Source organism: Streptomyces sp. NPDC059524 (assembly GCF_042749255.1).
Classification (GTDB): domain Bacteria; phylum Actinomycetota; class Actinomycetes; order Streptomycetales; family Streptomycetaceae; genus Streptomyces; species Streptomyces xanthii.
This window is the reverse complement of record NZ_JBHYTK010000025.1, coordinates 42,293-68,075: the sequence shown is the minus strand read 5'-3', so window position 1 is coordinate 68,075 and position 25,783 is coordinate 42,293. Positions and strand designations below refer to the sequence as shown.

The following is a 25,783-nucleotide window of genomic DNA, read 5'->3' as shown; positions in this document are numbered from 1 at the left end:
CCACACATGCCGCCCGGCCCCACCGCGCACGCTCTACGCCTCCGGGTCCTCGCCGTCCGGACGCGGCGGCTTCGGCGGGCGGGTCCGGTCGCCCGGGGGCGTGCCCGGGTCGCGGCGCCGCAGATACCGCTCGAACTCGCGGGCGATCGCGTCGCCCGAGGCCTCCGGCAGCTCCGCCGTGTCGCGGGCCTCCTCCAGCGACTGCACGTACTCCGCGACCTCGCTGTCCTCGGCCGCCAGCTGGTCCACGCCCAGCTGCCAGGCCCGCGCGTCCTCGGGCAGCTCGCCCAGCGGGACGCGCAGGTCGATCAGGTCCTCGAGCCGGTTCAGGAGCGCCAGCGTCGCCTTCGGGTTCGGCGGCTGCGACACGTAGTGCGGGACCGCCGCCCACAGCGAGACCGCCGGGACGCCCGCGTGCGTGCACGCCTCCTGGAGGATGCCGACGATGCCCGTCGGACCCTCGTACTTGGTCTCCTCCAGGTCCATCCGCGTCGCCAGGTCGGGATCCGACGTGACGCCGCTGACCGGGACCGGCCGGGTGTGCGGGGTGTCGCCGAGCAGCGCGCCCAGGACGACCACCATCTCCACGCCCAACTCATGGGCGAAGCCCAGCAGTTCGTTGCAGAACGAGCGCCAGCGCATGGACGGCTCGATGCCCCGTACGAGGACGAGGTCGCGCGGCTTGTCGCCGCCGATCCGCACCACCGAGAGCCGGGTCGTCGGCCAGGTGATCTTCCGCACGCCGTCTTCCATGAAGACCGTCGGCCGGTTGACCTGGAAGTCGTAGTAGTCCTCGGCGTCGAGCGCCGCGAACACCTCGCCCTTGAACTCCTTGTCGAGATGCGCGACCGCGGTGGAGGCGGCGTCGCCGGCATCGTTCCAGCCCTCGAACGCGGCCACCATGACCGGGTCGACCAGCTCGGGAACCCCCTCGAGCTCGATCACCCAGCGCCTCCTTCCGACGTTCCCTCGCGTACCCGCCCACCTTACGGCGTCCGCGGGGTACCTCCGCAGCCACCTGGAACCCGGCGGCTGCCGGGAACCATGCCCCGAGTCGCGGGCCCGCACTCCCCCCGGAGGGGCCGGGGCGTCACAAGGTCGAGCGCAGCCACTGCTCCACGGACGCGATGTGCACCGTCGCCCACGACCGGGCCGCCTCCGCGTCGCCGTCGCGCAGCGCCGCCAGGATCGCCCGGTGCTCGTGCAGGGTGCGGCTCACCGCGTCCTCCTGGGTCAGACCGCGCCAGACGCGCGCCCGGGTGGTCGGCCCGGACAGGCCGTCGAGCAGCGAGCACAGAACCGAGTTGCCGGACGCCTTCACGATGCCGCGGTGGAAGTCGAGGTCCGCGGCGACCAGTTCCTCCACCGAGGGCTCCGGGCCGAGCGCGTCGAGCTGCGCGGACAGCCGGTCCAGCTCCCCGGACGTGATCGAGCCCGCCGCGAGGGCCGTCGCGGCGGGCTCCAGGATGCGGCGCACCGCGAGGAACTCCAGGACCGTGTCGTCCCGGTGGAAGTCGACGACGAAACTCAGCGCCTCCAGGAGGAGCTGCGGGTCCAGACTCGTCACGTACGTGCCGTCGCCCTGCCGCACGTCCAGGATCCGGATCAGCGACAGGGCGCGCACGGCCTCGCGCAGCGAATTGCGCGACAGGCCCAGCTCCGCGGCGAGTTCGCTCTCCTTGGGGAGGCGGTCGCCCGGGCGCAGCGCGCCCGAGACGATCATCCCCTTGATCTTCTCGATGGCCTCGTCGGTGACGGCCACGGCACCCCCCTCTGCTCAGGCCGGAGGGCGGATACCTCCGATGTCTCGCACCATTATGTGCGCAGGGGCCCGCAGGGCCAGGGGGTGTCCGCCATCAGGTACGGGCGGGCGCCTCGACCGCCCCCGCAGGAGACGCCGCCGGGACCTGCGGCGCCGGACGCAGCAGCAGCCAGGCGCCGCACACCAGCGTCACCGCCTGCGCCCCGGCGAGCAGCGCGAAGCCCGCGCCGAAGCCGTGCCCGCCACTCGCCGCGATCGCCGCGCCCATCGCCGTCGGCATGAACGCCGAGACGAGATTGCCCACCCCGTTCACCACGCCGTAGGCGCTGCCCACCGCGTGCACCGGGGCGCAGCGCTGCACGAGCGTCGGGATGGCCGGCCCCTGGAGCCCCCAGAAGCCGCCGGCCGCGATCAGCCCGGCCGCCGCCAGACCGTCGCTGTCCGCGCCCATCACCACGAGCACGCTCGCCGCGGTCCCCGCCGAGCCGACCACGAACAGCAGCGGAAGCAGCCGCGCCGGCAGCCGGTCGAGCAGGAACCCGCCGAGGAAGCCCGAGGCCAGCGACATCAGGAACGGCAGCGCCGACACCGCGCCCATCGCCGCCAGCGAGAAGTGCCGCTCCTGGAGGAGGTACGAGGGCAGCCACGCGGTCGAGCCCCACAGATAGCCGAGCGTGGCGATCTCCACGAGCAGGACCGGCACGAGACGCGGCATGCGCAGGGCCTCGCGCAACGTCCCCGCCGCGTTGCCGCGGCCCGAAGCGGAACGCAGCCCGCGGCCGCGCACGAACAGCGCGATCAGCGGCAGCCCCACCGCCGCGTTCAGCGCGGCCAGCGCCAGGAACGACGTGTGCCAGTCGAACCGGTACACGAGGTACGTGATCAGCGGCAGCCCCACGGCCGTGCCCAGGGACACGCCCATCGAGCTCACCGCGTTCGGCTTGCCCGCCTCCTGCGGCGCGAAGTGCTCCCGCACGTACATCGTCTTGAGCGAGAACAGCGGCCCCTCGGCCGCGCCGAGCAGCGCCCGCAGCGCGGTCAGCGTCAGCGCGCCGAGCGCGTACGGCGACAGCAGCGTCATCACCGACCACAGGGCCACGCTCAGGAACAGCCCCCGCCGCACGCCGAGCAGCGTCTCGTACAGCGGGGTCAGGACGAACGCCGCGAGGCCGTACCCGACGAGGAACGCGGTGCTCAGGGCGCCCTGCGCCACCCGGTCGCCGGTGATCCCGAAGTGGTCGGTGAACGCCCGGTCGGTGACCAGGACGGAGATGTTCACGCGGTCCACATAGCTGATCAGGACGACGACCAGGAGCGTCAGGACACCCGCCCAGCGCGCTCTGCCGCTCACCGGGTCGCTCATGCGGTCGCCTGCTCCTCCGCCGCGGACTTGTACATGCGGCGCAGCCGGACCACGCCCAGGTCGTGCTGGTAGAGGTTCTCCTGCTGGTCGGCGTCGGACGGCATGGCCTCCAGCATCACGCGGTCCTGCTCCAGGACGTCCCAGTGGCGCTCCTCGATGAGCGTCTTGTAGAGGAAGCGCCACGTGTCGCGCTGCCAGCCCCGCACCTTGCGGTAGCGCCAGAAGAAGACCGCGCAGCGCTCCTCGTCGACCGGGCGGACCATGCCGACGATGCCGAACGCGCCGCCGGGGCCGGCCGAGGGCGGGTACGGGATGGACAGGTCCACCCAGTCGACGCCCGTGCGGCACAGCTCGACCCAGTCGAAGTTCACGCCCCGCTGGTCGGTCTTCTCGAAGAAGTAGCCGCGGTCGGTCTCCCGGATGCGGAACTTCGCGGTCGTGTCACCGTCGAACATCGTGTGCGAGTCGTGATGCAGGAACGCCCCGTGCATCGGGTCGAGCAGGTTCTCGACCGCGTAGCGCCACGGCACGTCCCACTCCGCGTAGCACAGGAACGCGTCGACGTCGGGGTCGACGAGCGGGTCGGGCAGCGTCAACTCGGTGGGCTGCGGCTGCTGTTCGGTGCCGAAGTAGGCGAGGACGGCGCCGGCCACCTCGCGCACGGGCAGCGAACGGACGAGCTTCTTGCCCTCCAGGTTGCAGCCGGGCAGACCGGGCACGGAGGCGACCGTGCCGTCGGACTCGACCTCCACCCCGTGGTACCAGCAGGCCACCCGGTCGCCCAGGTGCTTGCCCAGGGACAGCGGGGCGCCGCGGTGCGGGCAGCGGTCGGCGAGCATGCTCAGGGTGCCGTCGGAGCGGCGGAACAGCAGCCACTGCTCGCCCAGGACGGTGACCTTGCGCATCGCGCCGGGCGCGACGAAGGAGGAGGGGACGACCGGGTGCCACTGGTCGCGCAGACCGGTCGCGAAAATGTGCTCGGCGGTCAGGTTCACGGCGTTCACGCTCCCAGTCGGTGCATCTCGGCGGCGAAGGACTCCTCGGTCCAGGCGGCCCCGTCGGGGGCGTGGACCTTGCGGGCGTTGAGCCCGCGCACGACGTCCTCGAGTGCGTGGCCGTCCTTGGTGAAGACGTCTTCGAGAGTGGCGGCCAGCTTGTACTCGTACGGCGTCGGCTCGTGCGTGCGGGACTGGTGGATCTCCAGGTAGGGCCAGTCCTGCCCGGTGTTGTCGCTCGTGCGGTTGCTCATGGAAAGTCTCCCGTCGGGGGTCACAGGTCGAGGACGAGGCGGCCCGACGCGCAGCGCGAGACGCAGATCATCATCGAGGCGTTCGCGGCGTGCTCGGCGTCCGAGAGCAGGAAGTCGCGGTGGTCGGGGGTGCCGTCGAGCACCCGGGTCTCGCAAGAGCCGCAGATGCCGTCGCGGCAGGAGCTGTCGACGCTCAGCCCGGCCTGCTCGGCGGCCTCCAGGATCGAGGTGTCGGCGTCCACCGACAGGGTCAGGCCCGAGGTGCGGCACTCGACCTCGAACGACGCGTCGTCCCCGGACCGCTCCACCACCGGCGCCGCGAACCGCTCCAGACGCAGCCGCTCCGCGGGGCAGCGCTCCTCGATCGCGGCGAGCAGCGGCTCCGGCCCGCAGCAGTACACGAGCCCGCCCTCGGGCAGCTCCGCCAGCTCGGACGCCAGGTCGATGTGGCCCAGCTCGTCCTGCGGGACGAGCGTCAGGTCGCCGCCGAGCGCGGTCAGCTCGTCGGTGAAGGCCATCGAGGCCCGGCTGCGCCCGCCGTAGACCATGCGCCACGCGGCGCCGCGCCGGGCGGCCTCGCGGGCCATCGCCAGGATCGGTGTGACACCGATGCCGCCGGCCACGAACACGTACGCGGGCGCGTCCTCCAGGACGAAGTGGTTGCGCGGCTCGGACACCGTGACCGGCTGGCCGGGGCGCAGCTTCGTGTGGACGTGGCGCGAACCACCGCGCGAGGACGGCTCGTTGAGGACGCCGATCCGGTAGCCGCCGGTGTCGGCGGGGTCGCCGCACAGGCTGTACTGGCGGATCTGGCCGCCCACGTGCACGTCGATGTGCGCGCCGGGCGTCCAGGCGGGCAGCGGCTTGCCGTCGGGGTGGGTCAGCTCGACGGACAGCACGCCGTCGGCCTCCCAGGTCATCCGCCGGACCAGCAGGGACAGCCGGCCTTCGGCGGGAGTCGTGGTGGTGGACATGGGGGGCCTCCCTACGCGGTGGGGATCTTGACGGGCGGGGTGAACGGGTTCTTCATCGGGCCGAGCGCGGCCAGGTCGACCTCGACGAGGACGGGTCCGGCCGAGCCGACGGCCTCCTCAAGGACGGGCCGCGCGTGCTCGGCGTCGGCGATCCGCAGGTACGGCAGCCCGCAGGCGCGGGCCAGGAGGTCGAAGTCGGGGGTGGCCAGGTCGACGCCGCTGCGGCGCTCGCTGTAGCGGTCCTGCATGTTGCGCAGGACGCCGTAGCCGCCGTCGTTGAAGACCAGCACGGTCAGGCGGGGCCGCTCCTGGGCGACGGTGAGCAGTTCGCCGAGGTGGACGGCGAGGCCGCCGTCGCCGGCGATGACCACGGTGGGCCGCTCGGGGTCGGCGAGCGCGGCACCGATGCCCATGCCCAGGCCCTGGCCGATGCCGCCGCCGCGCGGGAACACGTTCGACTCCGGGGCGTACATCTCCAGGAGCCGGTTGCCCCAGCTGCTGGACGGGATGGTCACGTCCCGGGCGATCACCGCGTCGCGCGGCAGGACGGCGCGCAGCGCGTCGCAGATCGCGGCCTGCGGCCCGATGTTGTCGTGCAGGGTGGCCCGCACGTCCTCCCTGACCCGCGCCACGCGCCGCGTCCAGTCCGGCTCGGCGGTCCGGGCGTGGGGGAGCAGGGCCGCGAGCGCGTCGACGGCGTCGGCGTGCAGGGCGTGCGCCGCCGGGTACACCCGGCCGAGGGCGGCCGCGTCGACGTCGATGTGGATGTGCCGCTCGGCGCCGGGCAGTTCGAGCCCGTAGTCGGCGGTCTCGTTGGACCGGAAGTGCGTGCCGATCGTCACCAGGACGTCCGCGTCGGCGAGCAGGGCGCGCCCGGCCGGGGTGGTCGCGAAGTTGCCGATGACCTGCGGGTGGTCCTCGGGGACCGCGCCGCGCCCCGAGTTGGAGGTCAGCAGGCCCGCGCCGGTCGCCTCGACGAGCGCGGCCAGCTCGGCGCGGGCCGCGTTCGCGCCGCCGCCGGCCCAGATCAGGGGGCGGCGGGCGGTCGACAGGAGCGTGCCCGCGGCGGCCAGGGCCACCGGGTCGAGCGCGGGGCGCGCCGGCTCCGGCACCGTCTCACCGGCGTCGGTCTGGGCCGCGTACTGGAGGTCGATGGGCCATTCGACGCTGGCCGGGCCGCCGGGGGCGGTGAGCGCGGCGCGGGCGGCCTCGCGCAGGAGCCGGCCGGCCTCGTCGGTGGAGCCCACGGAGACGGCGTGCTTGGAGACCGCGGTCAGCATGCCGAGCTGGTCCTTGGTCTCGTGGATGAACCCGCGCCCGCTGCCCAGGAACTCACTCTCGACCTGACCGGTGACATGCAGCACCGACGTGCCGGAGGCGAGCGCCTCGATCAGCGAGCCCGCCGCGTTGCCCGCGCCGGTGCCGGTCGAGGTGAGCGCGCAGCCGAGGCCGCCGCGGGCCCGCCCGTAGGCGTCCGCCGCGTTCACGGCGCTCGCCTCGTGGCGCACCGGCACGAACCGCAGCTCGCGGTCGACGGCCTCGACCAGCGGCAGGTTGTGCACGGACACGATGCCGAACACCGTGTCGATGCCCAGTTCCTTCAGGACGGCGACGAGGAGGGCGCCTCCGTTGTCGTAACGCATGCGTGCTCCTCAGAGGATGCCGCGGCCGACTCCGCCGCAGACGTCGATGCTGGTTCCGGTGATGTACGAGGCGCGCGGCGCGAGCAGCGCGAGGATCGCGTAGGCGACCTCCTCGGCGCGGCCGAGCCGGCCGAGGGCGACGCCGCGGTCGGCGGCGAGCTCCGCCTGCCAGTCCTCGTAGGAGAGGCCGGAGTCCGCGGCGGCGTGCCGGCGGGTCCACTGGCCCGTGTCGATCAGGCCCAGGCACACGGAGTTGACCCGGATGCCGTCCGCCGCGAGTTCCGTGGCGAGGGACTTGGAGAGGTTGAGGATGCCGGCGCGGGCGGCGCTCGTCGTGATGAGACGCGTCTCGGGCTGCTTGGCCAGGACCGCGTTCACGTTGACGACCGACGCCGCGTCCGAGGCGCGAAGGAGGTCGCGGGCGGCCTGCAGCGGGTTGAGAACGCCCGCGAACTTCAGGTCCAGCTCGTCGCGCCAGTCGTCCCACGTCGTGTCGTCGAGCCGCTTCATGCGGGACTGGCCGGCGTTGTTGACGAGGCCGTCGAGCCGTCCGCCGAACGCGTCGGCGGCGGTCCGCACGAACTCCCGCACGGCGTCGGCGTCGCGCACGTCGCAGGTGGCGGTGAACAGGCGGTCGTGGTCGGCGATCCGCTTCAGCCGTTCGGCGTCGCGGCCGCACGTGGCGACGTTCGCGCCTTCCTCGAGCAGGGCGCGGACCGTGGCCAGGCCGACGCCCGAGCTGCCTCCGGTGACCACGTAGGTCCGGTCGGCGAGGCCCAGATCCATGTCAACTCCTCGGTGTATCAGGTCAGTTCATGGTGAAGCCGCCGTTGACGGCGACCACCTGTCCGGTCAGGTAGCGGGACTCCTCGGAGAGGAGGAAGGAGGCGACACCGATCAGGTCGCCGGGCTGCTGAGGGCGCTCGATGGCCCGGTTCGCCCGGTACAGGTCGTGCCGTTCGGCGGGGACGGCCTGCGTGGCCTCGCCCTCGGTCAGGCCGGGCGCGAGCGCGTTCACCGTGATGCCCCGCTCGCCCAGCTCCCGCGCCATGGCCCGGGTCAGCGCGATGACGGCGCCCTTCGAGGCGATGTAGTGGGCGAGCCGCGGGGAGCCGTAGAGCGCGGCGTCCGAGGCGATGTTCACGATGCGTCCGGTCGGGCCGAACAGCGGGTGCAGCGCCTTCGCGACCAGCCAGGGGCCGCGGGCGTTCACCGTCATCAGGCGGTCCCAGACCTCGATGTCGATGTCCTGGAACTCCTTGCCGCCCACTCCGTTGGCGAGCGCCGCGTTGTTCACCAGGCCGTACAGCTCGCCGGGCAGCTCCCGCACCGCGCAGGCGAGGGCCTCGACGGACGCCGGGTCCGCCACGTCGCACCGCACGAAGTGCGCGTCGAGCCCCTCGGCCCGCAGCTCCTCGGCGGCCTCGGCGCCGCGCGCGGCGTCGAGCTCGGCGACGACGACCCGGAAGCCGTCCTCGCCGGCCCGGCGGGCCATGGCCAGTCCGAGGCCACGGCCCGCGCCGGTCACGACGACCGTACGGGCGCCTGCGGGCGACTGCTCAGTCACGGGTGACGCCGTGCATCGGCGAGTACTCGGGGTACGAGGGCACCTGCGGCTTCTGCGTGCCGATGACGACGCAGAACAGCGCGTCGGTGTCGCCCTCGTTCTTCAGCGAGCGGGTCACGCCGGCCGGGACCACGATCATGTCGCGGTAGCCGAGGGTGCGGTACTCGACCTCGTCGGGGCCGCGGTGGATGCCGACCTTGACGTTGCCCTCCAGGACGAAGAAGGCCTCTTCCACGTCGTGGTGGGTGTGGGCCGGGCCCTCGGCGCCGGGCGGCAGCAGCATGTTGGAGAAGGTGAAGCCGCCCGAGGGGATGATGCGGCTGTCGCCCTCGTGGTTGCCGGTCGCGCCGGATCCCACGTAGCGGATCTGGCCGCGGCGGAACTGCGCGCCGGCCTTCTCCTGGAAGGAGAGGGTGTCGAAGTCGGCGACGCGGGACTCCTTGGTGGCGATCAGCGAGTCGGTGTACTTGCCGAGGTCGCCGCCGTTGTCGTACTCGGTGGTGGTCAGAGGCATGGGGGACTCCTTCGCTAGCGGGTGACGATGTGCAGGTGGGACAGGACCCAGGCGTTGAACCGCTCGGGCTGTTCCTGGTTGGCCAGGTGACCGGCGTCCTTGACGATCACGTAGGCGGTCTTGTGCAGGCCCCCGGCGAGGACCTGGGAGGCCTCGACGCCGGTGACCGTGTCGCGGTCGCCGCACACGACGAGCGTCGGCGCGGTCACCGCGGCCAGCTCCTCGCGCAGGTCGGCGCCCGCCATGGACTCGGCGGCGTACCCGTAGCCGGGCAGCCGGACCGAGCCGGCCATGGTCTCGACGACCCGCTCGACGAGCGCGGCGTCGGCCAGCTCCGAGACCAGCCGGGGCCCGCGCTGCGCGGCGAAGACCCGCGGCCCGGTCTCGGCCAGCTCCGTGGCGCGGGCCCGCATGGCCGCCGCCTTCGCCGGGTCCGTGCCGGAACCGGCGCTGGAGTCGGCGACGATCAGCGAGGCCACGAGTTCCGGGTGGCGGGTGGCGAGCCGCAGGGCGATCACGCCGCCCCACGAGACGCCCAGCACGTGCGCCGAGGAGCCGTACGCCCTGACGACCTCGGCCGCGGCGTCCGCGAACCCGTCCAGGTCCAGCGGGGCGTCCGGGTCGGGGGACTTGCCGTAGCCGGGGGCGTCCCAGGCGATGACCCGGGCGTGCTCCGCGAGCCCTTCGAGCTGCGGGGCGAACGCCGCCGACGAGGAGCCGATGCCGTGCAGGCACAGCAGCAGGGGGCCGCTCGCACCGGCCTCCTCCACGTGGAGCGCGGTCACAGGATCTGCCCCGAGCGCCCGGCGAGCGCGGACAGGGAGCGCAGCACCGCGTACGGGACGACCTGACTGGTGGCCGGGTTGCCCGGGTCGGGGCGGTGCGCGACCTCGAAGCGGTACTCGCCGTGCGGGCCCGACGCCTCGACGACGTGCCGGGTGAGCTCGGCTCCCGGATCGGCGACGACCCGGACCCGCACAGCGTCCAGGTCGCCGACGGCGAGGGCGACCGAGGCCGCGACGTTCGTCGACTTGGGGAACTTCACCGGCACGTCCCGCGCCGTGCCCGACATGACCTCGACGGGGCCGGTCGCCGTGCGCAGCCGCTCCAGCAGCTCCTCGTCCATCCAGGGCTGTTCGAGGGTGGACGGCAGCTTCGTCGTGGTGAGGCGCACCTCGTCGAGCGGGGCGAAGGAGCGCACGGCCTGGAGCAGGTCGAGTCCGCCGACGGCGCCGCCCGTGAAGGAGACCCGGCCGGGCCCGGCGGCGAGCAGCCGCTTGGCCAGCTCGTCGTCGGTGAGGGCCCCGGTCGAGGCGATCAGCAGGTCGGTGCCGGAGGTGAGGACGCGCTCGCCCCACTCCCGTACGACGCCCTGGCCCGCCGCCTCCACGATCAGGTCGCAAGCCTCGATCGCCTCCTCGAAGGGGACCTGCGCGGCCGGTGCGGCCTCGCCGAGCGGGCGGTTGTCGACGATGCAGGTCAGTTCGGCGCCCTGGACCTCGCCGCGGGCGAGGGCGGTGCCGACGACGCGGCCGATGGCACCCCAGCCGACGAGTCCGACCTTCAGGTTCTTCGCAGTGGTCGGGGTCTTCGCGTGCTTCGGGCTCGTGCTCACTTGTGCTCTCCTTCCGGCGCGCCGGCCATGTGGCAGCGGATCTCCTTCGACGGCGGTCCCGCCGTTCCCCACAGGTCCGACAGCTCGGGGACCCGGCGCCAGACCTTGGCGATCCAGCGGTCCTCGACGACCTGCGCGACCTCGGACGTGTACTCGCACACCAGCCCGGTCGGGTCGGTGAAGTACGAGAAGGTGTTGTTGCCGGGGCCGTGCCGCCCCGGGCCCCACTTCGGGACGATCCCGTGGTGGCGCAGCCGGCCGAGCCCGCGCATGAAGTGGTCGACCGAGCTCATCTCGTAGGCCACGTGGTTGAGGGAGACCCACTCGGCCTGGTTGAACGCGATGCAGTGGTGGTCGGCGTTGCAGCGCAGGAACGCCATCTGGTGCTCGGACCAGTCGGAGACGCGCAGGCCGAGGACGTCGCGGTAGAAGGCGACGGCGGCGTCGATGTCCGGGGTGTTGAGGACAGCGTGGGTGACGCCGACCGGGACGGCTCCGTCACGGCCGCGCGGGGCGACCGCCCAGGTGTCGGCGGACAGCTCGACGAGCCGGCCCTCGTGGTCGTGGAAGCGCAGCCCGTAGCCGCCGCCCACCTGGTCGAGCGGGCCGGGACCGGCGACCGGCGTGATGCCGCGCGCTTCCAGGCGGCGGGCCGCCTCGTCGATCTCGGCGGGCGTGGCGACGGCGAACACGAGCCGGCCGAGGCCGGTGCGGTCGGAGCGGGTCAGCTGGAGCGCGTGGTGCTCCTCGCCGGTGCCGCGCAGCCAGCTGGCGCTGTGCTCGGACTCGACGACCTCCAGGCCCCACGCGTCCTCGTAGAAGTCGGTGGCCTCCGCGAAGGAGGGGGTGAGCAGCTCGACCGAGCGCAGTGCGCGCAACCGGGCGATCGGGGGGTGGATCATGCGGAACTCCATCGGAGGAACGGTCAGTTGGCCCAGGGCAGCGGCGCCTCGGAGGTGCCCCAGTACAGGGACTTCTGGCGCTGGTAGGCACGGATGGCGTCGCGGCCCTTCTCCGTGCCGAGCCCGCTGTCCTTCATCCCGCTGAACGGGGTGGAGGCGCTGAACTGCTTGTACGTGTTGATCCAGACGGTGCCCGCGTCGATCCGGCGGGCCAGGCGCCAGGCGGCGCGGTGGTCGCGGGTCCAGATCCCGCAGGCGAGTCCGTACACGGAGTCGTTCGCCTGCCGGACCAGGTCGTCCTCGTCGTCGTAGGGGAGGACCACCAGGACCGGGCCGAAGATCTCCTCCTGGCAGGTGCGCGAGGAGTTGTCGAGTCCGGCGAGGACGGTGGGCAGGTAGTACGCGCCGTCCGCGTACTCCGGGCCCTCGGGGGCGGCGCCGCCGCACAGCACCTCGGCGCCCTCCGAGCGGGCCAGGTCCACGTAGGCGGCGACCGAGTCGCGGTGGCTGTGGTGCACGAGCGGGCCGACCTGGGTGTCAGGATCGGTGCCGGGCCCGACGCGCAACTTCCGTACCCGCTCGACGAGTTCGGCCACGAAGGTGTCATGGATCTCGCGGGCCACGAACAGCCGCGAACCGGCGATGCAGGACTGCCCGCTGGACGAGAAGATCCCGAACATCACGCCCGCCAGGGCCTGTTCGACATCGGCGTCGGCGCGCACGATCGTCGGCGACTTGCCGCCGAGCTCCAGCGAGGCCGGGATGAGCTTCTGGGCGGCGACCGCGGCGATGCCCCGGCCGGTCTCGGTGCCGCCGGTGAAGCCGATCCGGCCCACCAGCGGGTGCCGCACGACCGCGTCGCCGACGACCCGGCCGCTGCCGGGCAGGACCGCCAACAGGGCGGTGGGCAGGGCGAGTTCGGTCAGCGCCCGGGTGATGAGGCGGCCCAGCTTCAGGGAGACCAGCGGGGTCCAGGCGGCGGGCTTGAGGAGGATCGCGTTGCCGGCCGCGAGCGCCGGGGCGATCTTCTGAGCGTCGCTCGCCACCGGCGAGTTCCACGGGTTGATCGCGCCGACGACGCCGATCGGCTCGTGCACGCTCATCGTCACGTACGGGCCGCGCGCCGGGGTGACCGCGTCCTCGGCGGTCTCCAGCGCGGCCGCCATGTAGCGGAACGTGCCGGCCGCGCTGAGCGCGAGCGCCTTCGTCTCCGTGAGGGTCTTGCCGGTGTCGGCGGTCTGGGTGGCGGCCAGCTCGTCGGCGTCCTCCTCCGTCAACTCCGCGATGCGGTGCAGGAGTCGGGCCCGCTGGTGCGGGAGCAGATCGCGCCAGGCGGGATCGGCGACGGCCTCGGCCGCCGCGCGGGCCGCCTCGTCGACCTCCTCGGCGGAGGCCGAGTGGACGGTCGCGATGACCCGGCCGGTGGCCGGGTCGACGGTGTCGACGGGGGCGCCGGCACCGCGACGCCACTGGCCCGCGACGAGGATCTCGGTGGAGTGGTCGGACACGGCCGGACCTCCGGGGAGCGAGGGGGCGAGGGGGGAGAACGTGGGGTGGAACGTGGCGAGAGCATGAGGGGAACAGGGGCTGAATCGCCGAAGTGCTAGAAATCTAAGCCCTTAAATATCTCTGCGCAAGACCCTTCGGCGGACGCATTTCGGCCCGGCGGACCTACCATTGAGTAGGAGAAGTCGCAGGGAGGCGTGGATGGCGCGACCAATAAAACCTCTTAGCCCCTAACCATTGACCGCTTAGGTATCGGCTCCTACTGTCGGCGGAACTCCCCTGTTCCGTGTTCGCGGAAGGACCCCCCCTCATGACGACTTTGGCCGGCAAGCAGGGTCTCGGCTCGATCGCAGCCAGACTGGAACGGCTGCCCCAATCCCGCTGGCACGTCAAGGTCCGGTGCCTCATCGGCGCCGTGACCTTCTTCGAGGCCTTCGACCAGCTGCTCTCCGCCTCCGCCCTGCCCGTGCTGATCCGGGACTGGCACCTCAGCACCGGCCAGGCGACCTTCGCGGTGACCTCGGCCTCCATCGGCATGCTGCTCGGTGCCCTCGTGGCCGGCTGGCTGGGGGACCGGATCGGCCGCGTGCGCACCGTCGCCCTGGGCGTCATCGTCACCGGCGCCGCCAGCCTCGCCGTCGCCTTCGCGCCCGGCATCGAGCTCTTCTCGCTCTTCCGCTTCGTCCAGGGCCTCGGCATCGGCGGCGTCGTACCCGTCGCCGCCACGTACATCAACGAGATCGCCCGCTGCGACAAGCGCGGCCGCTTCGTCCTGCTGTACGAGATGGTCTTCCCGGCGGGCCTCGCGGCTGCCAGCCTCGTCGCCGTCTGGGTCGTCCCGAACCTCGGCTGGCGCGCCATGTTCGTGCTCGGCGCCCTCCCCGTGATCATCGGCGCCCTGCTGCCCCGCAAGGTCGCCGAGTCCCCGCGCTGGCTGCTCTCGCAGGGCCGCACCGACGAGGCCGAGCGGGTCATCGCCCGCATCGAGGCCGAGGTCGAGCGCTCCGTCGGCGCGCCGCTGCCCGAGCCCGGCGCGGACCCCGGTGCGGAGACGCCGCGCGGCCGCCTGCGCGACCTGTTCACCGGGCGTTACCTGCGCCGCACCGTGGTCCTGTCCGGCCTGTGGTTCGTCGCGTACTACGTCAACCACGGCGTCTCGGCCTGGCTGCCCTCGCTCTACACCAAGGAGTTCGGGCTCGACCTGACCACCGCGCTCCAGTACACCCTGCTCAGCAACATCACCGGCCTGGTCGGCACCTTCGCCGTCGCCATGGTCATCGACCGCATCGGCCGCCGCCCCGCCCTGGTCGCCGCCCTGTCCGGCACCGCGCTCGCCCTGGGCGTCCTGGCCCTGACCGGCGCCACCTCCGGACTCAAGGTCGCCCTCTTCGCCTCCTTCACGACCCTCTTCGTCTACGCGGTCAACGCGGGCCTTTACCTCTACTCGCCCGAGCTGTACCCCACCGCGAACCGCGCCCGGGGCGCCGCCTTCGGCGGGGTGTGGAACCGGCTCGGCGTCATCCTCGGCCCCGTCACCGTCGGCGCGATCCTCGGCGCGGGCGGCGGCCTCGGCCTGGTCTTCGCCCAGCTGGCCTGCGTCGCCGTCGCCGGCGCGGTGATCGCCCTGTTCGCCGTCGAGACCAAGGGCCGCACCCTGGAGGAGCTGAACGCCTAGTCTCGTCGGTACGTCCGCCACGGCGCCGGACCCCCTGTGCGGAGGGGCCCGGCGCCGGCCGTTTCCCCCGGAGTTCCCCCGCGAGGGCCATTGCTTCAGGGGTAGAATTTTCAGGGGCGTACGGTTCTCACGCCCCTGAAGGATTCGGACGAGGGGACGGGGTGCGGGGATGGCCGAGCGGAAGGTGACGCGGCAGGACGCCGTGACGCAGATCGTGGCGGACTGGGCGCGGGAGCGCCCCGAGCTGGACACCGCGCCCCTGGAGGTGCTGGCCCGGCTGCACCGCTCGTTCCTGCACTACAACACCCGGCTCAGCTCCTCCATCGAGCGGCACGGACTCTCCGTCGCCGGATTCGACGTCCTGACCGCGCTGCGCCGGGCCGGAAAGCCCTACCGCCTCACCGCCGGCCAGCTCGCCGACTCCGGGCTCGTCTCCTCCGCCGGGGTCACCCTGCGCATGGACCGCCTGGAGAAGGACGGCCTCATCGTGCGCGAGCGCGACGCCGACGACCGCCGCGTCGTCTACTCCCGGCTCACCGACGAGGGCCTCGCCAAGGTCGACACCGTCTTCGCCGACCACCTCGACAACGAGCGCCGGATGCTCGCCGGCCTCTCCCCGTCCGAGCGCCGCCAGCTCGCCCGCCTCCTCGGCAAACTGGAACGCTCCATCGTCGATTCCGACGACATCGACGACTAGGCCGCCGGCTCCCACAGGGTGGTCGGCGCCTCCCGGCGCACCACCGGCGCGATCTCCTCGGCGAAGCGCTGCAGCGTCTCGATCTGCTCGGCCGTGCCCTGGCCGAACGTGTCCACGGTCACGGACTGCAGATCATGCCGGTACACCGCGTGGTACCCGAGGATCTTGTCGATGATCTGCTGCGGCGAACCGATCAGCTGCGGACCGTCCGCGATCGCGTCCTCGATCGTGCGGAACGGAGTGTTGTAGCCCGCCTTCCCCGCCAGATGCGGCTTGAAGGTCTGCGCCACCTTCGCCTCGTACAGCTTCTTGTAGCGGGCCACCGCCTGCTCGTGCGTGTCCGCGATCAGCAGCCCGCCGGACCCGGCGGCCACGTGCGCCCGCGCCGGATCGTGCCCGTACGCGGCGAACCGCTCCCGGTAGTGCTCGATGAGCCGCGCGTACGCCGCGCGCGGCTGGATCGCGTTCGCCGTGAACAGCGGATCCCCGTGCCGGGCCGCCAGCTCGGGGGAGTTGAGGGAGGTCGCCGAGCCGTGCCAGATCCGGGGGAGTCCCGCGTACGGGCGCGGCACCGTCGTCACGCCCTTCAGCGCGGGCCGGAACTCGCCCTCCCAGTCGACCCCCTCCTCCGTCCACAGCCGGCGCAGCAGCTCGTACTTCTCCCGCTGCAGATCCCACTGCCGCGCCTCGTCGAGGCCGAACAGATCGAAGTGCCCGGCCTCGGCGCCCTTGCCGATCACCAGCTCGACGCGGCCGCGCGAGAGCTGGCCGAGGGTGGCGTAGTCCTCGGCGACCCGCACCGGATCGAGGATCGCCACGACGGTGACGCCGGTGAGCAGCCGGATCCGGCTGGTGCGGGCGGCGAGGGCGCCGAGCACGACCGTCGGGCTCGACGACAGGAAGGCCCCGGCGTGCCGCTCACCGACCGCGTACCCGTCGTACCCGAGCCGCTCGGCGGCCACCCCGACGTCGACGACCTGCGCCAACCGCTCGGCGGCGGAGGGAAGTTCACCGGACAGCGGATGCGGCGCGTGCCCGACGATGGACAGAACCTGAAACTTCATGCGTCCAGGCTGCCGCGCTCCCGTTGCAGAGGTGTGTACGCGGCATGGCAGCGCCCCCGGGAGCGCACGGAGTGCGCATCTCAGGGGCGCGGGAACTGCGCGACCAGCCACGACGCAAGGCGCGCGCGGCGACGGACATCGAGTCCTACGGCGCGCGGCCGGAGCCCGTCACTTGTCGTCGAGCACCTTCTGGACCTTGCCCCGGACCTCGTCCGAGTCGAGCCCGCGAATGGTCAGTGTCGTACGACGGCGCAGCACGTCGTCGGCCGTCTCGGCCCACTCGTGGTCGCGGGCGTACACGACCTGCGCCATGATCTCGGGCGCGTCCGGGTGGACCCGCTCGGCCAGCGCCGCGTCCTCGTTGGCGAGCCGCGCGATGTCGAACGCCAGCGACCCGTAGTGCGTGGCGAGGTGCTTCGCCGTGTCGGCACCCATGCGCGGGCCGGGCGCCGGATTGTCGACAAGGAGACGGTGGGCGACGGCACGCGGGTTGGCGACACCGGGCAGCGGCAGCCGCTTCGGCAGCTCCTTGATCGGCTCGAAGTCCTCACCGAGCGGGTGCCCGGGCAGCGACTCCAGCTTCTGCATGACGGTGCGCCCGATGTGCCGGAAGGTCGTCCACTTGCCGCCGGCGACGGACAGCATCCCGCCCCTGCCCTCGGTGACGACCGTCTCCCGCTTGGCCTTGGACGTGTCGCCGGGCCCACCGGGCAGCACCCGCAGACCGGCGAACGCGTAGGTCATCAGCTCCCGCTTGAGCTGCTGGTCCCGCACGGAGAACGCGGCCTCGTCGAGGATCTGGTCGATGTCCTTCTCGGTGACGGAGACGTCCGCGGGATCGCCCTCGTACTCCTCGTCGGTCGTGCCGAGCAGCAGCATGTCCTCCCACGGGAGGGCGAAGGTGATGCGGTACTTGTCGATCGGGGTGGCGAGCGCGGCCTTCCAGGGGGAGGTGCGCTTCATGACGAGGTGCGCGCCCTTGGACAGGCGGATGGAGGGCGCCGCGTTCGGGTCCTCCATCTTGCGCAGGTGGTCGACCCAGGGACCGGTCGCGTTGAGCACGAGCCGGGCGCCGACGCCGAACTCCTCGCCGTCAAGGCGGTCGCGCAGCTCCGCGCCGGTGACCCGGCCGCGGGTGAAGCGCAGGCCGGTGACCTCGGCGTGGTTCAGCACCACGGCCCCGGCGTCGACGGCCGCCCGTACGGTCATCAGGGCCATGCGTGCGTCGTTCATCTGGTCGTCGCCGTAGACCGCGACGGCCTTGAGGTTCTCGGTGCGCAGCTCGGGCACGTCCTGCTGCGCCTTCGCGGGGGACAGCAGGTGGCCGACCCCGTCGCCGAAGGCCGACAGCGCGCTGTACGCGAAGACACCGGCGCCCAGCTTGGCGGCGCCGTGCGGGCCGCCCTTGTAGACGGGCAGGTAGAAGGTCAGGGGGTTGGCGAGGTGCGGGGCCACGTTCCGGGACACCGCACGCCGCTCGAAGTGGTTCTCCGCGACGAGCTTCACGGCGCCGGTCTGCAGGTAGCGCAGACCGCCGTGGAGCAGCTTCGAGGACGCGGAGGACGTGGCGCCGGCGAAGTCGCCGGCGTCGACCAGGGCCACCCTGAGACCGGACTGCGCCGCATGCCAGGCCGTGGAGATGCCCAGGATGCCGCCGCCGATGACCAGGAGGTCGTACGTCGCCTTGGAAAGCTGCTCGCGGGTCTCGGCGCGGCTCGGGTGGGAGCCGGCGACCGGGTGCGTTCCGAGGGCAGGCACGGTCTGCAGGGTGGACTGGGTACTCATGGTGGGGTCTTACTCCTCGACAGAGCTGTCTTCGAGCCAGCCCATGGACCGTTCGACGGCCTTGAGCCAGCTCTTGTACTCACGGTCGCGGGTGTCCGCGTCCATGTGGGGCGTCCACTCGGCGGCCCGGCGCCAGTTGGCACGCAGGTCGTCGGTGTTGGACCAGAAGCCGACGGCGAGACCGGCGGCGTAGGCGGCGCCGAGGCAGGTCGTCTCGGCGACCATCGGACGCACGACGGGCGCGTCCAGGAAGTCCGAGAGGGTCTGCATCAGCAGGTTGTTGGAGGTCATGCCGCCGTCGACCTTGAGCGCGGTCAGCTCGACGCCGGAGTCCTTCGTCATGGCGTCGGTGATCTCGCGGGTCTGCCAGGCGGTGGCCTCGAGCACGGCGCGGGCGATGTGCGCCTTGGTGACGTAGCGGGTCAGACCCGCGATGACACCGCGCGCGTCCGAGCGCCAGTACGGGGCGAACAGGCCGGAGAAGGCCGGCACGAAGTACGCGCCGCCGTTGTCCTCGACGGAGGACGCGAGCGTCTCGATCTCGGCGGCCGACTTGATCAGGCCCATCTGGTCGCGCATCCACTGCACCAGCGAACCGGTGACGGCGATCGAGCCCTCCAGGGCGAAGACCGGCTTCTGGTCACCGATCTGGTAGCCGACCGTGGTCAGCAGCCCCGAGTACGAGTTGATGATCTTGTCGCCGGTGTTCATCAGCATGAAGGTGCCGGTGCCGTACGTGGACTTGGCCTCGCCCTCGGCGAAACAGGTCTGGCCGAACAGGGCCGCCTGCTGGTCGCCGAGCGCCGAGGCGACCGGGATGCCGCCGAGCAGCTCGCCCAGCGGGCCGCCCGTGACCTCGCCGTAGACCTCGGCGGAGGAGCGGATCTCCGGGAGCATCTCCATCGGCACGCCGATGGAGGCGCAGATGCGCTCGTCCCACTGCATCTCGTGCAGGTTCATCAGGAGGGTGCGGGAGGCGTTGGTGACGTCCGTGACGTGCCGGCCGCCGTTCACCCCGCCCGTCAGGTTCCAGATGACCCAGGTGTCCATCGTGCCGAAGAGGATGTCGCCCCGCTCGGCGCGCTCGCGCAGCCCCTCGACGTTGTCGAGCAGCCAGCGGGCCTTGGGGCCGGCGAAGTAGGACGCGAGCGGCAGACCGGTCTCCCGGCGGAAACGGTCCTGGCCGACGTTGCGGCCGAGCTCCTTGCACAGGGCGTCGGTGCGGGTGTCCTGCCAGACGAGGGCGTTGTGGACGGGCTCACCGGTGTTCTTGTCCCAGAGCAGCGTCGTCTCGCGCTGGTTGGTGATGCCGATGGCCTTGATGTCGTCGCGCGTGATGCCGGCCTTGGTGATGGCCCCGGCGACGACCTCCTGGACGTTCGCCCAGATCTCGTTGGCGTCGTGCTCGACCCAGCCCGGCTTCGGGAAGATCTGCTCGTGCTCCTTCTGGTCGACCGAGACGATCCGGCCGTCCTTGTCGAAGACGATGCAGCGGCTGGAGGTGGTGCCCTGGTCGATGGCCGCGATGAACGGACCTGCGGTGTGTGCGTCGGTCACGGTGTGCTCCTGGTGGTGCGTCGGTGGTCGGTGTCGGTGGCGTCGCCCGTGCGGCTGCCGGAACAGCTCGTGGCTGTCAGAACAGCTTGTAGATGAATGCGGCGAGCGCGCCGCCGATCAGCGGACCCACCACCGGGATCCACGCGTACGACCAGTCCGAACCACCCTTGTTGGGGAGCGGCAGCAGAGCGTGGACGATGCGCGGGCCCAGGTCGCGGACCGGGTTGATCGCGTAGCCGGTGGGGCCACCGAGCGAGAGACCGATGCCGACGACGACCAGCGAGGTGATCAGCGCGCCGAGGACGCCCAGACCGTTGCCCCCGTCGTTGAGGCCCTGGGTCAGGATCGCCAGGACGAGCACGACCGTGGCGATGATCTCCGTCATCAGGTTCTGGATCGGGTTCCGGATCTCCGGGCCCGTGGAGAAGATGCCGAGCACCGGGCCGGCCTTGGGCGCCGCCTTCGGGTCGACCATGCCCTCGTCACCGTCGGTGCGGTGCGCGGCGAGGACCTCCGGGTCGGTCAGGTGCGCCTGGAACTGGCCGTAGTAGACCAGCCAGACCAGCACCGCGCCGATCATGGCGCCCAGCATCGCCGAGGCCAGGTACAGCGGAACGTCGCTCCACTTGGTCCCGCCCTCGATGGCGAGGCCGATGGTGACGGCCGGGTTCAGGTGGGCGCCGGAGACGCCGCCCGCCAGGTAGGCGCCGGTCAGGACCGCGAAGCCCCACCCGAAGGTGATGGCGACCCAGCCGGCGTTCAGCGCCTTGGAGCGCTTGAGCGTGACGGCGGCGCACACGCCACCGCCGAGCAGGATGAGTACGGCGGTACCGATGGTCTCGCCGAGGAAGATGTCGTGGCTGGACACCCGCGACTCCTTTGTCCTTCGTCCAGGGGAATACCCGAGTGACGAACCCCCGGGTCCGTTTCCGGTGGTCCGAGCCCCCGTTTGCGAGGGGCGGGTCCGGCCTGGCGTGTCCACACTCTAACGTCTATTGCCGGTAGGTGTTCGACAATGCCGACCGATGGACGCGAGTCTCGCCCTGGGGTTACTCGCTCGTCAAGGGTTCTGTTATCGAAAGCGCGATCGTTATTGATCGTTCCGGCTGATCAGTCCGGCCGATCGGTCCGACGCGTCGGTTCGACAGGTCGGTCGCCGGTCAGCCGCTGGTCAGGCGTCGGTCGGTCGCTGGTCGGTCGAGGTGCGGTCCGGGCGTCCACCGATGGTCGCGCGGATGCGTGCACCCTGCACCCTGAAACGGCGAAAGCCCCGCCGGAAGGCGGGGCTCGCGGGGGCGGTACGGGCTCAGAAGCGGCTGGCTCCCAGGTCCCGGGAGACGGCGCGGGCGCAGTCGCGCACGGCCGCGATCAGCTCGGGCCGCAGCTCGTCCTTGGCGTCCGCCCGGCACACGCGCTCCACGGCGCCGGTGATGCCGACCGCCCCCACCGGCATCCGGTGCCGGTCGTGGATCGGCGCCGCGACCGACGCCACGCCCTCCCAGGTCTCCTCCACGTCGGCCGCGTACCCGCGCGCCCGCGTCAGGTCGAGGACCGTCTCGAACGCGGTCAGGTCGGCCACCGTACGGGCCGTGAACTCCTTGCGCTCGGCCTCCACGACCTCGCTGTGCGCCACCGGGTCGTACGCGGAGAGCACCTTGCCGAGGGCCGTCGAGTGCAGCGGCTGCATCGCCCCGACCTCCAGGACCTGCCGGCTGTCGTCGGGCCGGAAGACGTGGTGCACGATCAGCACGCCCTGCTGGTGCAGCACGCCCAGATAGACGGCCTCGCCGCTGGAGCGGGCCAGGTCGTCCGTCCACACGAGGGCGCGGGCCCGCAGCTCGTGCACGTCCAGGTAGCTGTTGCCCAGGCGCAGCAGCTCGGCGCCCAGCTGATAGCGCCCCGACGCCGCGTCCTGCTCGACGAACCCCTCGGCCTGCAGGGTGCGCAGGATCCCGTGGGCCGTGCCCTTGGCCAGGCCCGTCGCGGAGGCGATGTCGGAGAGACCGAGCCGCCGCTCGCCGCCCGCGAGGAGCCGGAGCATCGCCGCGGCCCGTTCGAGCGACTGGATGTTGCGTGCCATCTCAGTGCTTCCTCCTGGATCCTCGCACGGGACCATCGTTCGACAATGCTGAACAGTATCGGCCGTTGCCGACCTCGTGCCATTACGGCGTGCGCCGATATTTCACCCCACGACCGGCCGGGGTCGTGATCCGGCCAGTGTGGCGTGCCGTTCCGGCCTGTGGACGCCTGGGCGCCATCACGGGGGTCCCGGCTACCCTGACCGGGTGCGCTTCCAGCAGTGGATGCGCAAAGCCGACAGCCGTCGCACCCCAGGGAGCACTTTCATGGCCTCGTTGCCGACGCCCGCATCCGATCCCCGAGCCCGCGTGGCCGCCCTCAGGGACGCCCTCGCCACCCGTGTCGTGGTGGCGGACGGCGCCATGGGCACCATGCTGCAGGCGCAGGATCCCACCCTGGAGGACTTCCAGAACCTCGAGGGCTGCAACGAGATCCTCAACGTCACGCGCCCGGACATCGTGCGCTCGGTGCACGAGGAGTACTTCGCGGTCGGTGTGGACTGCGTGGAGACGAACACGTTCGGCTCGAACCACACGGCGTCCAGCGAGTACGACATCGCGGACCGGATCGTGGAGCTGTCCGAGGCGGGCGCCCGGATCGCGCGTGAGGTCGCGGACGAGTTCGCGGCGAAGGACGGCCGGCAGCGGTGGGTGCTGGGTTCGATCGGTCCGGGCACGAAGCTGCCGTCGCTGGGTCACATCGACTACGCGACGATCCGTGACGGCTATCAGCAGAACGCGGAGGGCCTGCTCGCGGGCGGCGCCGACGCGCTGATCGTCGAGACGACGCAGGACCTCCTCCAGACGAAGTCGAGCCTGATCGGTGCCCGCCGGGCGATGGACGCCCTGGGTGTGTCCGTGCCGCTGATCTGCTCGCTGGCGTTCGAGACGACCGGTGTGATGCTGCTGGGCTCGGAGATCGGCGCCGCGCTGACCTCCCTCGAACCGCTGGGCATCGATCTGATCGGCCTGAACTGTTCGACGGGTCCGGCGGAGATGAGCGAGCACCTGCGCTACCTGGCGCAGCACTCCACGACGCCGTTGATGTGCATGCCGAACGCGGGTCTGCCGATCCTGACCAAGGACGGCGCGCACTTCCCGCTGACCCCGGTGGAGATGGCGGACGCGCAGGAGAACTTCGTCAACAGCTTCGGCCTGTCGCTGATCGGTGGTTGCTGCGGTTCGACTCCTGAGCATCTGCGTCAGGTCGTGGAGCGGGTCCGTGACCTCGCCCCGGCCGAGCGTGCGCCCCGTCCCGAGCCGGGTGCCTCGTCGCTGTATCAGACGGTGCCGTTCCGGCAGGACACGGCTTACATGGCGATCGGTGAGCGGACGAACGCGAACGGGTCGAAGAAGTTCCGTGAGGCCATGCTGGAGGGCCGTTGGGACGACTGTGTGGAGATGGCGCGCGACCAGATCCGTGAGGGCGCGCACATGCTCGACCTGTGTGTGGACTACGTGGGCCGTGACGGTGTCGCGGACATGGAAGAGCTGGCCGGCCGCTTCGCGACGGCTTCCACCCTCCCGATCGTGCTGGACTCGACCGAGGTCGACGTCATCCAGGCGGGTCTGGAAAAGCTCGGCGGGCGTGCGGTCATCAACTCGGTGAACTACGAGGACGGTGACGGCCCGGAGTCGCGTTTCGCGAAGGTCACTCAGCTGGCCAAGGAGCACGGCGCGGCGCTGATCGCGCTGACCATCGACGAGGAGGGCCAGGCCCGCACCCCGGAGAAGAAGGTGGAGATCGCCGAGCGGCTGATCGCCGACCTGACCGGGAACTGGGGCATCCGCGAGGCCGACATCCTCATCGACACGCTGACCTTCACCATCTGCACCGGCCAGGAGGAGTCGCGGGGCGACGGCATCGCGACGATCGAGGCGATCCGCGAGCTGAAGAAGCGTCACCCGGACGTGCAGACCACGCTGGGTCTGTCCAACATCTCCTTCGGTCTCAACCCCGCCGCGCGGATCGTCCTGAACTCGGTGTTCCTGGACGAGTGTGTGAAGGCGGGTCTGGACTCGGCGATCGTGCACGCCTCGAAGATCCTGCCGATCGCGCGGTTCGACGAGGAGCAGGTGCAGGTCGCCCGTGACCTCATCCACGACCGCCGCCGCGAGGGCTACGACCCCTTGCAGCGGCTGATGGAGCTGTTCGAGGGCGCCACCACCAAGTCCCTGAAGGCCGGCAAGGCCGAGGAACTGGCGGCGCTCCCGCTGGAGGAGCGGCTCAAGGCCCGCATCATCGACGGCGAGAAGAACGGCCTGGAGGACGACCTCGCCGAGGCCCTCCAGACCCGCCCCGCCCTCGACATCGTCAACGACACGCTCCTCGACGGCATGAAGGTGGTCGGCGAGCTGTTCGGCTCGGGGCAGATGCAGCTGCCGTTCGTGCTGCAGTCGGCCGAGGTCATGAAGAACGCGGTGGCCTATCTGGAGCCGCACATGGAGAAGTCCGACGCCGAGGGCAAGGGCACGATCGTGCTGGCCACGGTGCGCGGCGACGTCCACGACATCGGCAAGAACCTCGTCGACATCATCCTGTCGAACAACGGCTACAACGTCGTCAACCTGGGCATCAAGCAGCCCGTCTCCGCGATCCTGGACGCGGCCGAGGAGCACAAGGCCGATGTGATCGGCATGTCGGGTCTCCTGGTCAAGTCGACCGTGATCATGAAGGAGAACCTCCAGGAGCTCAACCAGCGCAAGCTGGCCGCCGACTACCCCGTCATCCTCGGCGGCGCCGCCCTGACCCGCGCCTACGTCGAGCAGGACCTCCACGAGATCTACGAGGGCGAGGTCCGCTACGCCCGGGACGCGTTCGAAGGCCTGCGTCTGATGGACGCTCTGATCGCGGTCAAGCGCGGCGTTCCCGGCGCCACGCTGCCCGAGCTCAAGCAGCGCCGGGTGCCCAAGCGTGAAGTGGTCCTGGACGAGCCTGCGAGCGTCGGGCGTTCCGACGTCGCCGTCGACAACCCGGTCCCGCAGCCGCCGTTCTGGGGCACCCGCGTCATCAAGGGCATCCCGCTCAAGGACTACGCCTCCTGGCTCGACGAGGGCGCGCTCTTCAAGGGCCAGTGGGGGCTCAAGCAGGCCCGCACCGGCGGACCCACGTACGAGGAGCTCGTGGAGACCGAGGGCCGGCCGCGGCTGCGCGGCCTGCTCGACCAGCTCCAGACGAAGAACCAGCTCGAGGCGGCCGTCGTCTACGGCTACTTCCCCTGTGTCTCCAAGGGTGACGACCTGATCATCCTCGACGACCAGGGCAACGAGCGGACCCGCTTCACCTTCCCGCGCCAGAGCCGCGGCCGCCGCCTGTGCCTCGCGGACTTCTTCCGTCCGGAGGAGTCGGGGGAGACGGACGTCGTCGGCCTCCAGGTGGTCACCATGGGATCGAAGATCGGCGAGGCCACGGCCGAGCTGTTCGCCTCCGACTCCTACCGCGACTACCTCGAACTGCACGGCCTGTCCGTCCAGTTGGCCGAGGCTCTCGCCGAGTACTGGCACGCCCGCGTCCGCTCCGAGCTCGGCTTCGCCGGCGAGGACCCGGCGCAGATCGAGGACATGTTCGACCTCAAGTACCGGGGCGCCCGCTTCTCCCTCGGCTACGGAGCCTGCCCCGACCTCGAGGACCGGGCCAAGATCGCCGAGCTCCTGGAGCCCGAGCGCATCGGCGTCCACCTCAGCGAGGAGTTCCAGCTCCACCCCGAGCAGTCCACCGACGCCATCGTCATCCACCACCCCGAGGCGAAGTACTTCAACGCGCGCTGAGCGCCACCGACGTACACTTGTCGGTCCAGCGCAGGCCGGTCGCCCTTCCGCTCAGGAAGGGAGG

Annotated in this window: 22 protein-coding genes; 3 read left to right on the top strand and 19 right to left on the bottom strand. The window is 71.6% G+C overall.

From position 1 onward, the window contains the following. Positions 1 to 33: 33 nt before the first annotated feature. The 14 genes from ACFW9D_RS10350 to ACFW9D_RS10285 all read right to left on the bottom strand — a co-directional run bounded on the left by ACFW9D_RS10350 (position 34) and on the right by ACFW9D_RS10285 (position 13,097). Positions 34 to 945: a PAC2 family protein gene (locus ACFW9D_RS10350; protein WP_384620007.1), complete on the bottom strand. Its 912-nt coding sequence runs from the start codon at positions 943 to 945 to the stop codon at positions 34 to 36. Between the two features lie 145 nt (positions 946 to 1,090). Next, positions 1,091 to 1,762, bottom strand: coding sequence for a FadR/GntR family transcriptional regulator (locus ACFW9D_RS10345; protein WP_188339861.1), 672 nt, complete (start codon positions 1,760 to 1,762; stop codon positions 1,091 to 1,093). Positions 1,763 to 1,856: 94 nt separating this feature from the next. Further along, positions 1,857 to 3,125 carry an MFS transporter gene (locus ACFW9D_RS10340; RefSeq protein ID WP_384620004.1) on the bottom strand — a complete coding sequence of 423 codons (1,269 nt, stop codon included), beginning with the start codon at positions 3,123 to 3,125 and terminating at the stop codon, positions 1,857 to 1,859. Beyond that, a complete protein-coding gene (locus ACFW9D_RS10335) occupies positions 3,122 to 4,129 on the bottom strand; it encodes a Rieske 2Fe-2S domain-containing protein (protein WP_384620001.1) in 1,008 nt (335 codons plus the stop codon). Before ACFW9D_RS10335 ends, ACFW9D_RS10340 begins: the two co-directional genes overlap by 4 nt. Continuing rightward, positions 4,126 to 4,374 carry a recombinase-like helix-turn-helix domain-containing protein gene (locus ACFW9D_RS10330; RefSeq protein WP_384619998.1) on the bottom strand — a complete coding sequence of 83 codons (249 nt, stop codon included), beginning with the start codon at positions 4,372 to 4,374 and terminating at the stop codon, positions 4,126 to 4,128. The genes ACFW9D_RS10335 and ACFW9D_RS10330 overlap by 4 nt, the downstream gene beginning before the upstream one ends. 20 nt (positions 4,375 to 4,394) lie before the next feature. Continuing rightward, a complete protein-coding gene (locus ACFW9D_RS10325) occupies positions 4,395 to 5,348 on the bottom strand; it encodes a PDR/VanB family oxidoreductase (RefSeq protein WP_384619996.1) in 954 nt (317 codons plus the stop codon). Positions 5,349 to 5,359: 11 nt separating this feature from the next. Further along, positions 5,360 to 6,991 carry a thiamine pyrophosphate-binding protein gene (locus ACFW9D_RS10320; RefSeq protein ID WP_384619995.1) on the bottom strand — a complete coding sequence of 544 codons (1,632 nt, stop codon included), beginning with the start codon at positions 6,989 to 6,991 and terminating at the stop codon, positions 5,360 to 5,362. Positions 6,992 to 7,000: 9 nt separating this feature from the next. Continuing rightward, positions 7,001 to 7,777, bottom strand: coding sequence for an SDR family oxidoreductase (locus ACFW9D_RS10315; RefSeq protein ID WP_384619992.1), 777 nt, complete (start codon positions 7,775 to 7,777; stop codon positions 7,001 to 7,003). A 22-nt stretch (positions 7,778 to 7,799) separates the two neighbouring features. Then, positions 7,800 to 8,558: an SDR family oxidoreductase gene (locus ACFW9D_RS10310; RefSeq protein WP_384619991.1), complete on the bottom strand. Its 759-nt coding sequence runs from the start codon at positions 8,556 to 8,558 to the stop codon at positions 7,800 to 7,802. Further along, positions 8,551 to 9,072: a cupin domain-containing protein gene (locus ACFW9D_RS10305; RefSeq protein WP_188339869.1), complete on the bottom strand. Its 522-nt coding sequence runs from the start codon at positions 9,070 to 9,072 to the stop codon at positions 8,551 to 8,553. Before ACFW9D_RS10305 ends, ACFW9D_RS10310 begins: the two co-directional genes overlap by 8 nt. Before the next feature lie 14 nt (positions 9,073 to 9,086). Then, on the bottom strand, positions 9,087 to 9,857 hold the full coding sequence (locus ACFW9D_RS10300; protein WP_188339870.1) for an alpha/beta fold hydrolase: 771 nt from the start codon (positions 9,855 to 9,857) through the stop codon (positions 9,087 to 9,089). Continuing rightward, on the bottom strand, positions 9,854 to 10,687 hold the full coding sequence (locus ACFW9D_RS10295) for an aspartate dehydrogenase domain-containing protein (protein WP_188339871.1): 834 nt from the start codon (positions 10,685 to 10,687) through the stop codon (positions 9,854 to 9,856). The genes ACFW9D_RS10300 and ACFW9D_RS10295 overlap by 4 nt, the downstream gene beginning before the upstream one ends. Next, entirely contained in the window at positions 10,684 to 11,589 is a 906-nt protein-coding gene (locus ACFW9D_RS10290) for a VOC family protein (RefSeq protein ID WP_384619986.1), read from the bottom strand. Before ACFW9D_RS10290 ends, ACFW9D_RS10295 begins: the two co-directional genes overlap by 4 nt. Positions 11,590 to 11,612: 23 nt before the next feature. Then, positions 11,613 to 13,097: an aldehyde dehydrogenase gene (locus ACFW9D_RS10285; protein WP_384619983.1), complete on the bottom strand. Its 1,485-nt coding sequence runs from the start codon at positions 13,095 to 13,097 to the stop codon at positions 11,613 to 11,615. A 308-nt stretch (positions 13,098 to 13,405) separates the two neighbouring features. On the opposite strand from ACFW9D_RS10285, the gene ACFW9D_RS10280 reads away from it, so the two are divergent. After that, positions 13,406 to 14,770 (top strand): MFS transporter, encoded by a 1,365-nt coding sequence (locus ACFW9D_RS10280; protein WP_188339874.1) that lies wholly within the window; start codon positions 13,406 to 13,408, stop codon positions 14,768 to 14,770. Positions 14,771 to 14,939: 169 nt separating this feature from the next. Further along, positions 14,940 to 15,467, top strand: coding sequence for a MarR family winged helix-turn-helix transcriptional regulator (locus tag ACFW9D_RS10275; protein WP_384619980.1), 528 nt, complete (start codon positions 14,940 to 14,942; stop codon positions 15,465 to 15,467). Here the strand turns inward: ACFW9D_RS10275 and ACFW9D_RS10270 are convergent. The 5 genes from ACFW9D_RS10270 to ACFW9D_RS10250 form a co-directional block, all read right to left on the bottom strand. Next, positions 15,464 to 16,531 carry an LLM class flavin-dependent oxidoreductase gene (locus ACFW9D_RS10270; protein WP_384619977.1) on the bottom strand — a complete coding sequence of 356 codons (1,068 nt, stop codon included), beginning with the start codon at positions 16,529 to 16,531 and terminating at the stop codon, positions 15,464 to 15,466. The genes ACFW9D_RS10275 and ACFW9D_RS10270 overlap by 4 nt on opposite strands. Positions 16,532 to 16,699: 168 nt before the next feature. Beyond that, complete coding sequence (locus ACFW9D_RS10265; RefSeq protein ID WP_384619974.1) at positions 16,700 to 18,316, bottom strand: FAD-dependent oxidoreductase; 1,617 nt, start codon at positions 18,314 to 18,316, stop codon at positions 16,700 to 16,702. A 9-nt stretch (positions 18,317 to 18,325) separates the two neighbouring features. Further along, positions 18,326 to 19,873 (bottom strand): glycerol kinase GlpK, encoded by a 1,548-nt coding sequence (glpK, locus tag ACFW9D_RS10260; protein ID WP_188339878.1) that lies wholly within the window; start codon positions 19,871 to 19,873, stop codon positions 18,326 to 18,328. A gap of 76 nt (positions 19,874 to 19,949) precedes the next feature. Further along, entirely contained in the window at positions 19,950 to 20,741 is a 792-nt protein-coding gene (locus ACFW9D_RS10255) for an MIP/aquaporin family protein (protein WP_384619971.1), read from the bottom strand. Positions 20,742 to 21,179: 438 nt separating this feature from the next. Further along, complete coding sequence (locus ACFW9D_RS10250; RefSeq protein ID WP_188339880.1) at positions 21,180 to 21,953, bottom strand: IclR family transcriptional regulator; 774 nt, start codon at positions 21,951 to 21,953, stop codon at positions 21,180 to 21,182. Positions 21,954 to 22,218: 265 nt separating this feature from the next. On the opposite strand from ACFW9D_RS10250, the gene metH reads away from it, so the two are divergent. Further along, positions 22,219 to 25,719, top strand: a complete 3,501-nt coding sequence (gene metH / locus ACFW9D_RS10245) for a methionine synthase (protein ID WP_384619968.1) — start codon at positions 22,219 to 22,221, stop codon at positions 25,717 to 25,719. Positions 25,720 to 25,783: the final 64 nt, after the last annotated feature.

Coding starts and splice junctions, on each gene's coding strand:
- ACFW9D_RS10340 (WP_384620004.1), bottom strand. CDS start 3,125: ATGAGCGACCCGGTGAGCGGCAGAGCGCGCTGGGCGGGTGTCCTGACG.
- ACFW9D_RS10330 (WP_384619998.1), bottom strand. CDS start 4,374: ATGAGCAACCGCACGAGCGACAACACCGGGCAGGACTGGCCCTACCTG.
- ACFW9D_RS10325 (WP_384619996.1), bottom strand. CDS start 5,348: ATGTCCACCACCACGACTCCCGCCGAAGGCCGGCTGTCCCTGCTGGTC.
- ACFW9D_RS10320 (WP_384619995.1), bottom strand. CDS start 6,991: ATGCGTTACGACAACGGAGGCGCCCTCCTCGTCGCCGTCCTGAAGGAA.
- ACFW9D_RS10315 (WP_384619992.1), bottom strand. CDS start 7,777: ATGGATCTGGGCCTCGCCGACCGGACCTACGTGGTCACCGGAGGCAGC.
- ACFW9D_RS10305 (WP_188339869.1), bottom strand. CDS start 9,072: ATGCCTCTGACCACCACCGAGTACGACAACGGCGGCGACCTCGGCAAG.
- ACFW9D_RS10290 (WP_384619986.1), bottom strand. CDS start 11,589: ATGATCCACCCCCCGATCGCCCGGTTGCGCGCACTGCGCTCGGTCGAG.
- ACFW9D_RS10280 (WP_188339874.1), top strand. CDS start 13,406: ATGACGACTTTGGCCGGCAAGCAGGGTCTCGGCTCGATCGCAGCCAGA.
- ACFW9D_RS10275 (WP_384619980.1), top strand. CDS start 14,940: ATGGCCGAGCGGAAGGTGACGCGGCAGGACGCCGTGACGCAGATCGTG.
- ACFW9D_RS10270 (WP_384619977.1), bottom strand. CDS start 16,531: ATGAAGTTTCAGGTTCTGTCCATCGTCGGGCACGCGCCGCATCCGCTG.
- ACFW9D_RS10265 (WP_384619974.1), bottom strand. CDS start 18,316: ATGAGTACCCAGTCCACCCTGCAGACCGTGCCTGCCCTCGGAACGCAC.
- ACFW9D_RS10250 (WP_188339880.1), bottom strand. CDS start 21,953: ATGGCACGCAACATCCAGTCGCTCGAACGGGCCGCGGCGATGCTCCGG.
- metH (WP_384619968.1), top strand. CDS start 22,219: ATGGCCTCGTTGCCGACGCCCGCATCCGATCCCCGAGCCCGCGTGGCC.